We start from the raw sequence: 13,989 nt of genomic DNA on the forward strand, positions 1-13,989 counted from the left end.
CCGCAAAGGCTGACGCAAAAACAGAGTTTAGAAGGCATTCGTAAACAGCAGTCTGTCGTGGGAGGTAGCCCGGTCTTGCCGTGCGATTATGGCATTATCGCGGCCTGACGGTCACCTTTGCCGATTACCGGTGTCGGTCACGTTTTGTGACAGGTGGTTTCAGGCCATCCCTCGGTTAATCCATCAGCGGCTTGGAACGGCGCAGCCCCTTGATGCCGCTGCGCTTGCTTTTGGAGTCCAGGCGGCGCTGCTGCGATCCCCTGGTCGGCTTGGTCGGACGCCGGGTTTTCGGCACGATGCAAGCCTGGCGGATCAGATCGGCCAGACGCGCCAATGCGTCCTCGCGATTGCGCTCCTGGCTGCGATGCTGTTGCGCGGTCAGCACCAGAACGCCGTCCTGCGTGAGGCGCTTGCCCGCAAGCTTCTCCAGCCGCGCCCGCACCGCATCGGGCAGAGACGGCGATTGCCGCACGTCGAAACGAAGCTGCACGGCGGTCGAGACCTTGTTGACATTTTGCCCGCCCAGCCCGGAGGCGCGGATGAAGCTGATATCAAGCTCGCGCTCGTCCAGGCTGATGCGGTTGTTGATGCGAATCATCTCCGCAGCCTAGCGGAAACCTTCCTCGGCTGCAGCGCTGCATCATTGCTGCATCATTTCAAGGCCACTCATTGCCGTTCTGCGCCAGCAGCGGCCGCTGCTGGCGCACCACGCAGAAGCGATGACCGCTGGGGGCTTCCATCACCACCCAGGTCTCGACCTTCTCGACGCGCTTCGCGCCCAGCTTTTCCAGTCGCGCCACTTCGGCATCGACATCATCGGTTTCGATATCAAGATGCACGCGGCTGGGATGCTGCACCTTCTGCAGCAGCACCTTCATATCGTCGCCGGGCACTTTGAACTCGGTGTATTTGCCGTTGGCTGTATCGGCCGCGGGATCGGCTTCGTATCCGAGGGCTGCAGACCAGAAACGCACATGCGGTTCTAGGTCGTCGGTTTGGCAATCGATTACCAAGGCGGCAAGTCGGCTTTTGTGCATGGCATATCCCCTTCGATTTGCGACCACCATAAATCTAACCTTTAAACCGGTTAATGCCATGCTTGGGTGAGGAATTTAGCCTTATTCCTCAGGCGTTCCACCATAACCCACTGATTTGCCTATAGTTCGATTAGGAATAAGAACATTTTGGCAATTTGTGAGATCAATATTAGAACATAGCCCCATAATCGCAGGAGCAAGGACATGGGACAGCAGCTTCATTCCGGCGTCATCGACCAGCTTCGTCAGCAGATGAACCGCCTCGCTCTCGGCGGCCGTCTTCTTACCGGCAAGATCTGCAGTTTCGGGGACCCGACCCTGGATGCCGCTCTGCCCTGGGGCGGTCTGCCGGCCGGCAGCCTGCATGAGATGGTCGGCTACGCGCCGGCCGTCACCGGCTTTCTCGGCGCCTATCTCGGACAGGTGCGCCCCAGCCGCCCCATTCTCTGGATCACACCCGAGCAGCAGATCTATGCGCCGGGTCTTGCCGCCTTCGGACTGGATCACCGCCGCCTCACCATCGCCTGGGCCCGCCGCGCGCAGGATCGCCTCTGGGCCTTCGAAGAGGCCTTGCGCACGCCCGGTTATGCCGCCGTCGTCGCCGAGATCGACGGCGCCGATCTCACTGCGACGCGCCGCCTGCAACTCGCAGCCGAAAGCGGCCATGGCCTCGGCATCCTGATCCGCCGCGACACGGTCGTCTCTGCCGCCCTCACCCGCTGGCGGATCGAACCCGCATTGAGCGACGGGTGCAATCCGCGCTGGACCGTATCGCTGGAACGCTGCCGTGGCGGGCAGCCGGCTTCATGGCTTGTGGATTGGGATCATGCGTCGCTTCATTTCCGTCTGGTTGCCGCACTGGCCGACCGATCGCTGGCTGCGGCAGCAGAGTAACGCCTCCTCTGGCGCAGCCGCGCGGGAACGCCCGCTTGCCCTCACGATGACGGCCAGCGGCGGCGTCCGCCTTGCCGCCGTGAATGCCGTTGCCGCCGATAGCGGCCTTGCACCGGGTATGACCTTGGCGGATGCGCGCGCGCTGGTGCCGGATCTTGTCACGGCGCCGTCCGATCCAGCCGGCGATGCAGCGGCGCTGGAGCGGCTTTGCGCCTGGTGCGGCCGCTTTTCGCCTTGGGTGGCGACCGATGGCGCGGACGGCCTGATCCTGGATATCAGCGGCGTCGCGCATCTTTTCGGCGGCGAAGCCAAGATGCTCGGCCTCATGCGGCAGAAACTGCAGCAGTTCGGCTGCAACGCGCGGCTGGCGGCAGCCGACACGCCGGCCGCTGCCTGGGCCTGGGCGCGTTACGGACGCGGCGGCGTGCTGCAGGGTTTTGGCGCGCTGCATGATCTGCCGGTCGAAGCGCTGCGCCTGTCTTGTGAACTCAGCGACGACCTCAAGCGCCTCGGCCTGCGCCTCATCGGCGATCTGGTCAAGCTGCCGCGCGGACCTTTGGCGCGCCGCATGGGCCATGGCCTGCTGGAACGGTTGGATGCTTTGTTCGGCCGGCGCGAAGAGCCGATCTCGCCGCGCCTGCCGCCCGCGCCCTGGCGCGCCCGCGCCGATCTGCCCGAGCCGGTCTGCACGCGCGAAGCCATCGATCATGTGCTGCGCCGTCTGCTCGATGCGCTTTGCCAGTTGCTGGAGCGCGAGCAGCGCGGCGCGCGGCGCCTGATGCTGCATGCCTATCGCGTCGACGGCATCGTCCAGAGCATCGGCATCGGCACCAGTCTCGCCAATCGCAATCCGGTTCACCTCTTCCGCCTTTATCGCGACAGGCTGGATGGCATCGATCCGGGTTTCGGCATCGAGACCATGCTGCTGGAAGCATCAGACTGCGAGATGCTCACGGGTGCGCAAACCGTTCTGCCGCAGGCCAAAGGCGACAGGCCCGCCGCCATCGCACAGATCGTCGATCGCTTGCAAGCGCGGCTTGGCCACGGCGCAGTGTTCCGGCAGCAGCCGGTTGAAAGCCATTGGCCGGAACGCAGCCTGCGCCGCGCGCCGCCTTTCGCCCGCTGGCATGTGACATCGTCTCCCGCTTCGCCACGGCCCGTCTCGTTGTTGCCCCGGCCGGAGCCGGTGGAGATCGAAACCAATGCCGCCGGCTGGCCCTCCGCTTTCCGCTGGCATCGCGTGCTGCGCCGCCTCAGCCGCCTGGAAGGCCCGGAACGTCTGGCGCCCGAATGGTGGCGCGATGGCCTGGTCGTCACGCATCGCGATTATTTCCGCGCCGAGGATGCCCAGGGGCGACGCTATTGGCTGTTCCGAGAACAGAGCGCGTGGTTTTTGCACGGGCTGTTCGCATGACGGTCCGTGAGCCATCGCCATGACCGCCTATGCCGAATTGCAGGTCACGACCAATTTCAGCTTCCTCGAAGGCGCCAGCAGCCCCGAGGAACTGGTGCGGCAGGCCATTGCGCTTGGCCTCTCGGCGCTGGCGATCACCGACCGCAACAGCCTGGCCGGCGTGGTGCGCGCCTATACCGAGGCCCGCGACAGGGATCTGAAGATCATCGTCGGCGCGCGGCTTGATCTGCGCGACGGGCCGTCCGTTCTGTGCCTGCCGGAGAACCGCGCGGCTTATGGCCGGCTGTCCAGGCTGATCACGAAAGGGCGCCGGCGCATCGAAAAAGGCGAATGCGAGCTTTATTGGGGCGATCTGCTGGACAGCCTGGAAGGCCAGCAGATCATTCTGCTGCCGCCCGAACGACTGGATCAGGCATTCGCGGATCGCGTCGCCGATTTGAAGCAGCGCTGCGGCGGTGCCCTGTCGCTGGCCGCCACCTGCCGCCTGGATGGCCAGGACCACACCCGCCTCTCGGCCTTGGCTGCTTTTGCCAAGGCCCATGATGTGGCGATGGTCGCCTGCAATGACGTGCTCTATCACGTCCCCGAGCGGCGCGTGCTGCAGGACGTTCTGACCTGCATCCGCCATGGCTGCACGATTGACGAAGCCGGCTTCCGCCTGCAGCCCAATGCCGAACGCTATCTGAAATCGCCCGCTGTCATGACGCGGCTGTTCAGCCGTTACCCGGAAGCCATCGAACGCACGATTGAGATCGCCGGACGATGCCGCTTCTGTTTAAGCGAATTGCGCTATGAATATCCCACCGAAACCCGCGGCGACAGCGCCTCGCCGCAGGAAGAGCTGGTCCGGCTGACCTGGGAGAATGCCAGGGAGAAATTCCCGAACGGCATCCCCGACAAGGTCCGCAAGCTGGTGGAATATGAGCTCAAGCTGATCGGTGAGCTGGAATACGCGCCCTATTTCCTCACCGTCTATGACATTGTCCGTTTCGCCAAGAGCCGCGGCATTCTCTGCCAGGGGCGCGGCTCGGCTGCCAATTCCACGGTCTGCTTCTGTCTCGGGATCACCTCTGTCGATCCAGAGAAGATCGACGTGCTGTTCGAGCGTTTCGTCTCGGCCGAGCGGCGCGAGCCGCCGGATATCGATGTCGATTTCGAGCATCAGCGTCGCGAAGAAGTCATCCAGTACATCTATGAAAAATACACCCGCGACCGGGCGGGTCTTACCGCCACCGTCATCCATTATCAGCCGAAAAGCGCGATCCGCGATGTCGGCAAGGCGCTGGGCCTGTCGCTTGATACCATCACCCGCCTGTCGAAAACGCTTTGGGGCTGGGGGCGCGACGGCATCAAGGAAGAACAGATCCGCGAGATCGGCATCGACCCGGATGCGGACCGCATCGCGCTGACGATTGGCTTGGCGCGCGCGCTGGTCGGCTTCCCGCGTCACCTGTCGCAGCATGTCGGCGGCTTCGTCATCAGCCGCGGACCGCTGGACGAACTCGTGCCGATTGAGAATGCCGCCATGGACGACCGCACCGTCATCCAGTGGGACAAGGACGACATCGCCGCCTTAGGGATCATGAAGGTGGATGTGCTGGCGCTCGGGATGCTCACCTGCATCCGCAAGGCTTTCGATCTGATCGAGCGCCATGAAGGCAAGCGCTACACGCTGGCCACCATCCCGCAGGACGATCCAGAGGTTTACGCCCTGCTCTCGCGCGCCGACACGATTGGCGTGTTCCAGGTGGAAAGTCGCGCGCAGATGTCGATGCTGCCAAGGCTTCGGCCGAAAGTTTTTTACGATCTTGTGATCCAGGTCGCGATCGTGCGCCCCGGCCCTATCCAGGGCGACATGGTTCACCCATATCTGCGGCGCCGGAATGGCGAAGAAGACGTGAACTACGTGAAGCCGGAACTGGAAGCCGTGTTGAAGAAGACCCTGGGCGTGCCGCTGTTCCAGGAACAAGCGATGCGGATTGCCATCGTCGCCGCCGGTTTCACGCCGGCGGAATCCGACCGCCTGCGGCGCGCCATGGCCACCTTCCGCCGCGTCGGCACGATCGGCTATTTCGAGGACAAGCTGATCGAAGGCATGGTGAAGAACGGCTATCCGCGCGACTTCGCCGAACGCTGCTTCAATCAGATCAGGGGGTTCGGCGAATACGGCTTCCCGGAAAGCCATGCCGCCGCCTTCGCGCATCTCGCCTATATCTCGGCCTGGATCAAATGCCATCATCCGGCAGTCTTTGCCGCCGCGCTGCTGAACAGCCAGCCGATGGGCTTCTACGCCCCAGCCCAGATCGTGCGCGATGCGCGCGAGCATCATGTCGAGGTGCGGCCGGTCGATGTCAATCACAGCGACTGGGACTGCACGCTGGAACGCACGCCCAGCCGCCGCCTCGCCCTGCGGCTGGGATTCCGCCAGGTGAAAGGCTGCCGCCAGGACATCATCGACAGGCTGGTGGAAATGCGCGGCGATGGCTATGCCACCTTGCGCGATCTGTGGCGCCGCACCGCCCTGCCGCTGCATCATCTGGAGGTCATCGCGCGCGCCGATGCCTGCGCCTCGCTCGGCCTCAACCGCCGCCAGGCGCTCTGGCATATCCGCGCACTGGGCGAGAAGCCGCTGCCGCTCTTCGAACAGGCCGATGCTCTGGCCCAACCGGGCGACAACCAGCCGCCGATAGAGTCCGGCAACGAGCCTGAAGTCGCCCTGCCGCCGCTCACCATGGGCGAGCAGGTGCTGCAGGATTACCGTGAGATCAGCTTGACTTTGCGGCAGCATCCGCTGGCCCTGCTGCGCCCCAAACTGGCCGGCGAAGGCTTCGTCAAGACGCGCGACCTGCGCAGCATGAAAGAGCATCAGAAGGTTAAGCTGGCCGGTCTTGTACTGATCCGCCAGCGGCCGGGCACGGCCAGCGGCGTCATCTTCGTCACCATCGAAGACGAAACCGGCATCGCCAATCTGATCGTCTGGCCCAAGGTGACCGAATGCTACCGCCGCGCGCTGCTCGGCTCTCGCCTGCTCGCCGTGGAAGGCAAGCTGCAGTTCCAGGAATTGCCGAAGAACCAGACCGACCTGAGCCCCGATGACCGCGTCATGCATGTCATCGCCGACCGCCTGATCGACCGCAGCGACATGCTCACGACATTGGGCGACCTGCCCGACCCAGAACTGTTCGATCACACGGCCGCGCAGGGTGATGAGCTGCGCGTTTCGCTGCCGCCGCCGCTTTCGATGCGCGAGGTCCAGGTGGTGATCCCGGATGCGCGCAATTTCAAATGATCATGCCTCGCTTCAGACAGAAGGAGTCAAACCATGGCCTATGCAGATCCGACTGAAGACAATCCCACGCCCGGCTATATCCGCATCCTCCTCGCCCTGGCGGTTCTGCTTCTGCCGCTTTGCGTGGTAGCGTAGCACAGGCGGGTGAGCATCAGCGCAGCCATGCAATCGTAGGCATGTCAGAACGTTGAATGCTTATTGGAAGGATAAGCCGCCGGATGTGATGGCGACCCCAACGGGAGTCGAACCCGTGTCTTCACCGTGAAAGGGTGACGTCCTAGGCCTCTAGACGATGGGGTCGGCCTGGCGGCGCGGCCGAAGCTGCGCGGCGCAGGGTGTGTACCGGGTCCGCCCCCATAAATCAAGCATCCCGTGGCCCAAACATCCACCTGCGGGCCAGATTATCCGATTCCCGCTAAACCTCTGGCCCAGCATCAGAAAAATCGGCGGCCGCTTGCCCTCGCCCGGCCTCTCTCCTACCATCAGCGGTACCGTTCACTGGAGTCCGCCCATGTCGCACGATCACGATCACCCGACCGACTGGAAACATAACGGCGTACGGGTGATTCCCGGCGACAAGCTCGACCCCACCTCGGCAGGCAAGACGGCAGGCATGAACCGCGCCACGGCGATCAATTTCGCCCGCGTCGGCGCCCAGAAGATCTGGGCTGGCACCGTGCATATCCACGCCAATGCCAAGACCGGCGCCCATCATCATGGCGATCTGGAAAGCGTCATCTACGTGGTGAAGGGCAAGGCGCGGATGCGCTGGGGCAACAAGCTGGAATATGTGGCCGAGGCCGGGCCCGGCGACTTCATCTTCGTGCCGCCCTACGTGCCGCATCAGGAAATCAACGCCAGCACCGACGAGACGCTGGAATGCGTGCTGGTCCGCTCGGGCCAGGACCCGGTGGTGGTCAATCTCGATATCGAACCGGTGGAAAAGCCGGAAAATGTCCCCTGGGTCGATCCCATCCACGCCGATCCAAACGCCAAAAGCTGATCTTCCGTGCCACGACTTGAACGGTTTCTGGGCACCGGCAACCGCCGGGGCATCATCACTTTCTCGCTTGCCGTTCTGCTCTTCGTCGTCAACGAGGCCTTCTGCAAGCTGGTCTACGGCAATCTGCCCTCCCACCAGATCATCGCCGTGCGTGGCCTGATCGCGACGGCGATCATCCTGGGCGTGATCCAGACCTCCGGCGCCATGCCCCGGATCGGCCGCATGTTCAATCTGCATGTGGTGATGCGCAGCACCATCGATCTCGTGGGCAGCTATCTCTACATGATCGCGCTGTTTCACATCCCGCTCGCCAACATGGCGGCGATCCATATGTCGTCGCCGCTGATGATGACGGCGGTGGTGGCGCTGTGGATGCGCGAGCCGGTTGGCTGGCGCCGCTGGCTGGCCGTGATCGCGGGCTTCCTTGGCGTGCTGCTGGTGGTCCAGCCGAGCGCCGGAAACTTCAACGCCTATTCCATCCTCGCCGTCGGGGCGGCGATCTGCATCGTCGGCCGCGATCTGGTGACGCGCCGGATCGATGCGGGCATCCCCTCGTCCATCGTCATTTTCACCAATGTCGGGATGATGGCGCTGGTGGCGCTGGCGCTGGCTTTGGCCGATGGCTGGGTGGCGATGAGCTGGCAGGACACGGCCCTTCTGACGGCGGCCTCGCTGTGCATTTCCGCCGGCTATATCGCTGCCGTCGATGCCTTCCGGCATGCCGAAGTCCCGGTGATCGTGCCGCTGCGCTATACAGGCCTGCTCTGGGCCCTGCTGATCGGCTATCTGATCTGGGGAGACGTGCCGAATGAACTGGCGACCGCCGGCATCGTGTTGATCGCGGCAAGCGGCCTGTATGTGCTGCACCGCGAGCGGGTGCGCGGCGTCACGGCCGCCAGCGTGGCCGAAATCCCGAAGCCCTGACGCTGTCCTGAATCAGGCGGCCGGCAGGGCCGCATCCTCCAGCACGAACTGGATCTGCCGCTCGCCACGCCAGTAGCTGCTGCGCAGATGGCCACCGATATGCAGCGCCGAGCCGGTCTGGCGCGCCTGCAGCAAGGCCGGGCCGAGATCGCCATCGAGCGAGCGGAAGGCAATGGCGCGCAGACGGGCACCCTGCCCGTCGCCTGCCGTGATCAGGCAGCGCACATGCTTCTCGCCCACCACATCGGCCTGCACGACGCGCGCCGAGGCCAGAGCAAAACGCGGCTCCGGATTGCCCGAGCCATAGGGGCCAAGCTGCTCCAGCTTGTCGCACAGATCGGCATTGCAGCCACCGACGCCGATCACGCCATCGAAGCCCAATGATGCAGAGGCGCCGGCTTTCGCCACAGGCCCCGCCAGACGCTCGTTGAGGAAGGCTTTCAGTTCGTTCAGCTTGGCGGCTTCGACCGTCAGGCCCGCGGCCATGGCATGGCCGCCGCCATTGATCAGCAGACCGGCCTGGCTAGCCGCAACCACTGCGGCGCCAAGATCGACGCCGGGGATCGAACGGCCGGAGCCCTTGCCGATGCCGTTTGCATCCAGCGCGATCACAAAACTCGGACGGCCGGCCGCTTCGCGGATGCGGGCAGCGACAATCCCGATCACGCCCGGATGCCAGCCCTGCCGCGCCACCAGCGCCAATGGGACGTCTTCCGGCAGATGTTCGAATTCCTGCATCGCCTCCGCGAGCACGACGGCTTCGATTTCCTGGCGCTCGCGGTTGTAGCGGTCGAGTTCGGCAGCAATCGCCTGTGCCTCGCGCGGATCGTCGCAAGACAAAAGCCGCGTACCAAGATCGGCTTGGCCGACGCGGCCGCCTGCATTGACCCGCGGCCCCAGCAGGAAACCAAGGTGATAAGCGCCCGGCGGCTCGTTGATGCCGGCAACATCGGCCAGAGCCGCAAGTCCGACATTGCCGCGGCTGCGCAGCACCTTGATACCCTGAGTGACCAGTGCGCGGTTGAGGCCTGTCAACGGCACCACATCGCAGACCGTGCCCAGTGCCACCAGATCGAGCCATTGCAGCAGATCGGGCACCGGGCGGCTGGCGGAATAGAAGCCCCGCTCGCGCAGGCGGCGGTTGACCGCCACGACCAGCAGAAAAGCGACGCCGACCGCCGCGAGCTGGCCGTAACCTTGCGCTTCGTCCAGCCGGTTGGGGTTGATCACCGCCAGCGCCTTGGGCAGTTCTGGTTCGGCCAGATGATGGTCGACGACAACCACCTCGAGACCGATGGACGCGGCGTCTTCCAGCGGCGCGAAGGCCAGCGTGCCGCAATCGACGGTGATGACGAGCTTGACGCCTTCCGCCGCCAGCTTGCGCAAGGCAGGCGTATTCGGGCCGTAGCCCTCTTTCAGCCGGTCTGGGATATAGACGCGCAAATCCCGGCCGATGGCGCGGAAGAAGCGGTTGAGCAAGGCCGTCGATGTCGCGCCATCCACATCGTAATCGCCGAAGACGGCAACCTTCTCACCCATCTCGATGGCGTGCGCGATGCGGTCGGCTGCCGCATCCATGTCGCGGAAGCGCGACGGATCGGGAAGCATGCGCCGCAGGCTGGGATTGAGATGATCCTCTAAAAGATCGAGATCGACGCCGCGTCCGGCCAGGACACGGCCCAGGATTTCCGGCAGTCCCGCCTGCTGCGCAATCGCCAGTGCCAGACGGTCGTCCATGTTGCGCAGGCGCCAGCGCCGCCCCTGCACCGAGCGGGTGACGCCTAGGAACGGGCTGCTGTCGCCGCCCAGCATCGCTCAGACCTGCGGGTTGCGGATCACCGCTTCGATGCGGCGGATGGTTCCGGTCTGCGTGCGCATGACGATGGAATTCACCTTGTAGCCACCCGGCACACGCTTCACCCCATGCAGCATCGAGCCGTCGGTGACACCTGTTGCGGCAAAAATCACGTCGCCGGATGCGAGGTCGGTCAGATTGTATTTACGGTCCAGCTTCTCGATGCCGAGCCGGCGCGCACGGCTGCGCTCGTCTTCATTGCGGAAAATCAGGCGCGCCTGCATCTGGCCGCCGATGCAACGCAGAGCGGCGGCAGCCAGCACGCCTTCCGGCGCGCCGCCCGAACCCATATAGATGTCGATGCCGGTTTCCGGATCGGTCGTCGCGATGATGCCGGCCACGTCGCCATCGGAGATCAGCGCGATCCGCGCGCCGGTAGCACGCACCTGATTGATCAGTTCGGCATGGCGCGGGCGATCCAGGATGCAGACAGTAAGATCGGCAACCGCAACGCCTTTGGCGTCCGCCAGCCGCTTCAAATTCTCTGCCGGCGGCAGATCGAGATCGACCACGCCTTCCGGCAGGCCGCCGCCGACCGCGATCTTGTCCATGTAGACGTCCGGCGCGTTCAGGAAGCAGCCCGCATTGGCGAAGGCGATCACCGTCAGCGCATTGGTACCGCCCTTGGCGGTAAGCGACGTGCCTTCCAGCGGATCGAGCGCGATATCGATGCGCGGTCCCTTACCGGTGCCGACCTTCTCACCGATATACAGCATCGGCGCTTCGTCGCGCTCGCCCTCACCGATCACGATGGTCCCATCGATATTGAGGCTATTCAGCGCTTTGCGCATCGCATCCACGGCAGCCTCATCGGCGGTCATCTCATCGCCGAGACCAACCAGCTTGGCAGCAGCGATGGCAGCCGCCTCGGTGACGCGCACGGCTTCCAGCGTCAGGTTGCGCTCCACCGACATGCTGGCAGAAACGGCTTCCAGCCGGGTCGTCTTCTTCGCAGCCTCGCTCGCTTTCTTCGCCGCCATGGTCCACCTCAGAGCGGTTCGATACGGATCAGCGCCGGCGGCTTCAGAACCGAGCGCAGCTTGGCGATCCGCTTCAGCGCGCGCTCCATATCGGCCTCGCGCGCATCGTGGCTGATCAGCACCACCGCGACCGGCTGGTTCTCGGCCTCGGCCCGGCCGCGCTGCACCAGGCTCTCGATCGAGATCTTATGATCGCGCAGCACGGCGGACACATCGGCCAGCACACCGGGCTGATCGCGCACGATCAGGCGGATGTAATAGCGGCCGACACGCTCGGCCATCGGTGCGGCCTTGAGCGGCTGCAGCTTCATCGCCGGCACGCCGAAGGCGGGCGCCGTGCGGCCCGCCGCGATATCGGCCAGATCGGCGACCACGGCCGAAGCAGTCGGATTGCTGCCTGCGCCGCGGCCTTCGAACATCACGCGGCCGACATAATCACCCACGGCGGAGACGGCGTTGAACACGCCATCGACATGGGCAATCGGCGTGTCATGCGGCACCATGCAGGGATGCACGCGCTGCTCGATGCCGCGCGGCGTGCGGCGCGCAATCGCCAAAAGCTTGATGCGGTAGCCGAACTCGCTGGCAAACGCTATGTCGATGGCCGAGACATGGCGGATACCTTCGACATGCACGGCCTTGAAATCGGCCTTGGTGTTGAAAGCAAGAGACGTCAGCACCGTCAGCTTGTGGGCGGCATCCACACCGTCGATATCGAAGCTGGGATCGGCCTCGGCGTAGCCCAGCTTCTGCGCTTCGGCCAGCACCTCGCCGAAATCGCGCCCCGTGGTACGCATCTCGGTCAGGATGTAATTGCAGGTGCCGTTGAGGATGCCGGTGATCTGCTCGACGCGGTTGCCGATCAGCCCCTCACGCAGCGCCTTCACAATCGGAATGCCGCCTGCCACCGCCGCCTCGAAAGCCAGCGGCGCGTTGTTGGCTTCAGCCAGCGCAGCGATCTTGGCGCCATGCATGGCCAGCATCGCCTTGTTGGCGGTGACCACGCCCTTCCCTGCTGACAGTGCCGCTTCGACCAGCGCGCGCGCCGGGCCGTCAGCGCCGCCGATCAGTTCGACGACGACATCGACTTCCGGATCTTTTGCAAGATCGGCGGCTTTTTCGAACCAGCGCCAGTTGCCTTTCGGCATATCGCGCTTCTTGCGCCTGTCGCGCGCCGAGACCGCCACCACCTTGATCGGCCGGCCGGCCCGCGCCGCGAGAATATCGGCCTGCTGATCCAGCAGCCGCACCACACCTGCGCCGACCACACCAAGACCGGCGATACCCACCTTGAGCGGCGGGGCAATGTTCTTGATACCTTTAACCATTGGCGACGGCTTTCTCCGCAGGGCTGGGGAGATTGGACGGCGAGCTCAGCAGCCGCTTGATGTTCTTCACCGCCTGACGCGTGCGGTGCTCGTTTTCGACGAAGGCCAGGCGCACGAAACCGTCGCCATGTTCGCCGAAGCCGATGCCCGGCGCCACAGCGACTTCCGCCTCGCGCAACAGCAGCTTGGAGAATTCCACCGAACCGAGATGCGCGTAACGCTCCGGGATCGGCGCCCAGCAGAACATCGATGCGCGCGGCATGGGAATGTCCCAGCCCGCCGCCTGAAGCCCCTTCACCAACACGTCGCGGCGCGACTTGTAGGTTTGGCGGATTTCCTCAACGCAGTCCTGTGGTCCGTTCAGCGCCGCGGTCGCCGCCACCTGGATCGGCGTGAAGGCGCCGTAGTCGAGATAGGACTTCATACGCGCCAGCGCCGCGATCAGCGTCGGATTGCCGGCGCCGAAGCCGATGCGCCAGCCCGGCATGTTGTAGGTCTTGGACAGCGAGGTGAATTCGATGGCAATGTCCTTGGCACCCTTCACCTGCAGGATGGAGGGCGGCGGGTTGCCGTCGAAATAGATCTCCGAATAGGCCAAATCGGAGATCACCCACATGTTGCGCTTCTTGGCGAAATCGACAACGGCTTCATAGAAGTCGAGATCCACGGTCATCGCGGTCGGATTGGCCGGGAAGCTGACGATCAGCGCGATCGGCTTGGGGATGCTGTGCTGATAGGCGCGGTCCAGACCGGCGAAGAAGTCGATGCCCGGGCCGATCTGCACCGAGCGCACATTGGCGCCGGCGATGATGAAGCCGAAGGCATGCATCGGGTAGCTGGGATTGGGCACCAGCACGGTGTCGCCCGGTGCCGAGATCGCCATCGCCAGATTGGCCAGACCCTCTTTGGAGCCAAGCGTGACGATGGCCTCCTTCTCCGGATCCAGTTCGACACCGAAGCGGCGGCCATAGTAGTTCGCCAGCGCCTTGCGCAGGCCGGGCACGCCGCGGCTGGAGGAATAGCGGTGCGCGCGCGGATTCTGGGCTGCCTCGATCAGCTTGGCGACAATATGCGGGGGCGTCGCGTTGTCCGGATTGCCCATGCCGAAATCGATGATGTCCTCCCCGCGAGCTCGAGCGGCGGCCTTCATACGGTTCACTTCCTCGAACACGTAAGGCGGCAGGCGCTTGATGCGGTAGAACTCGGTATCCATGGTCCTCTGGTCCAGTCGAAACAGGCTTCAGTTACGCGAAGGCGCGGTAGCT

11 protein-coding genes and 1 tRNA gene are annotated in these 13,989 nt (G+C 64.3%); 5 read left to right on the forward strand and 7 right to left on the reverse strand.

Features of this window, described 5'->3' with window-relative positions:
• Positions 1 to 175: 175 nt before the first annotated feature.
• Together arfB and Q0603_RS10660 are read right to left on the reverse strand one after the other, a co-directional pair.
• Positions 176 to 598, reverse strand: coding sequence for an alternative ribosome rescue aminoacyl-tRNA hydrolase ArfB (arfB, locus tag Q0603_RS10655; RefSeq protein ID WP_298725414.1), 423 nt, complete (start codon positions 596 to 598; stop codon positions 176 to 178).
• A gap of 58 nt (positions 599 to 656) precedes the next feature.
• Positions 657 to 1,037 carry a VOC family protein gene (locus Q0603_RS10660; RefSeq protein ID WP_298725416.1) on the reverse strand — a complete coding sequence of 127 codons (381 nt, stop codon included), beginning with the start codon at positions 1,035 to 1,037 and terminating at the stop codon, positions 657 to 659.
• Positions 1,038 to 1,241: 204 nt separating this feature from the next.
• Here Q0603_RS10660 and Q0603_RS10665 point away from each other — a divergent pair, with 204 nt between their 5' ends.
• From Q0603_RS10665 to Q0603_RS10675, 3 genes are read left to right on the forward strand one after another with little or no spacing between them, the layout of a single operon-like run.
• Positions 1,242 to 1,931 carry a hypothetical protein gene (locus tag Q0603_RS10665; RefSeq protein ID WP_298725418.1) on the forward strand — a complete coding sequence of 230 codons (690 nt, stop codon included), beginning with the start codon at positions 1,242 to 1,244 and terminating at the stop codon, positions 1,929 to 1,931.
• Complete coding sequence (locus tag Q0603_RS10670) at positions 1,864 to 3,345, forward strand: DNA polymerase Y family protein (protein WP_298725420.1); 1,482 nt, start codon at positions 1,864 to 1,866, stop codon at positions 3,343 to 3,345. The genes Q0603_RS10665 and Q0603_RS10670 overlap by 68 nt, the downstream gene beginning before the upstream one ends.
• Before the next feature lie 19 nt (positions 3,346 to 3,364).
• Positions 3,365 to 6,634 carry an error-prone DNA polymerase gene (locus tag Q0603_RS10675; RefSeq protein WP_298725422.1) on the forward strand — a complete coding sequence of 1,090 codons (3,270 nt, stop codon included), beginning with the start codon at positions 3,365 to 3,367 and terminating at the stop codon, positions 6,632 to 6,634.
• 224 nt (positions 6,635 to 6,858) lie between these two features.
• Here the strand turns inward: Q0603_RS10675 and Q0603_RS10680 are convergent.
• Positions 6,859 to 6,934 (reverse strand) — tRNA-Glu (locus tag Q0603_RS10680).
• Positions 6,935 to 7,145: 211 nt separating this feature from the next.
• On the opposite strand from Q0603_RS10680, the gene Q0603_RS10685 reads away from it, so the two are divergent.
• Positions 7,146 to 7,637 carry a cupin domain-containing protein gene (locus tag Q0603_RS10685; protein ID WP_298725424.1) on the forward strand — a complete coding sequence of 164 codons (492 nt, stop codon included), beginning with the start codon at positions 7,146 to 7,148 and terminating at the stop codon, positions 7,635 to 7,637.
• A 6-nt stretch (positions 7,638 to 7,643) separates the two neighbouring features.
• Positions 7,644 to 8,561 (forward strand): DMT family transporter, encoded by a 918-nt coding sequence (locus tag Q0603_RS10690; RefSeq protein ID WP_298725426.1) that lies wholly within the window; start codon positions 7,644 to 7,646, stop codon positions 8,559 to 8,561.
• Between the two features lie 12 nt (positions 8,562 to 8,573).
• Here the strand turns inward: Q0603_RS10690 and recJ are convergent, their stop codons facing one another.
• From recJ to Q0603_RS10710, 4 genes are all read right to left on the reverse strand, one after another.
• Positions 8,574 to 10,373 (reverse strand): single-stranded-DNA-specific exonuclease RecJ, encoded by a 1,800-nt coding sequence (recJ, locus tag Q0603_RS10695; protein ID WP_298725428.1) that lies wholly within the window; start codon positions 10,371 to 10,373, stop codon positions 8,574 to 8,576.
• A 3-nt stretch (positions 10,374 to 10,376) separates the two neighbouring features.
• Positions 10,377 to 11,330 carry a class II fructose-bisphosphatase gene (glpX, locus tag Q0603_RS10700; protein WP_298725556.1) on the reverse strand — a complete coding sequence of 318 codons (954 nt, stop codon included), beginning with the start codon at positions 11,328 to 11,330 and terminating at the stop codon, positions 10,377 to 10,379.
• A gap of 74 nt (positions 11,331 to 11,404) precedes the next feature.
• Entirely contained in the window at positions 11,405 to 12,724 is a 1,320-nt protein-coding gene (locus tag Q0603_RS10705; RefSeq protein ID WP_298725431.1) for a homoserine dehydrogenase, read from the reverse strand.
• Positions 12,717 to 13,937 (reverse strand): LL-diaminopimelate aminotransferase, encoded by a 1,221-nt coding sequence (locus tag Q0603_RS10710; RefSeq protein WP_298725433.1) that lies wholly within the window; start codon positions 13,935 to 13,937, stop codon positions 12,717 to 12,719. The genes Q0603_RS10705 and Q0603_RS10710 overlap by 8 nt, the downstream gene beginning before the upstream one ends.
• Positions 13,938 to 13,989 lie beyond the last annotated feature (52 nt).

Origin of the sequence: uncultured Ferrovibrio sp. (assembly GCF_937960835.1) — a bacterium.
In the GTDB taxonomy this organism is placed as follows: Bacteria; Pseudomonadota; Alphaproteobacteria; order Ferrovibrionales; family Ferrovibrionaceae; genus Ferrovibrio.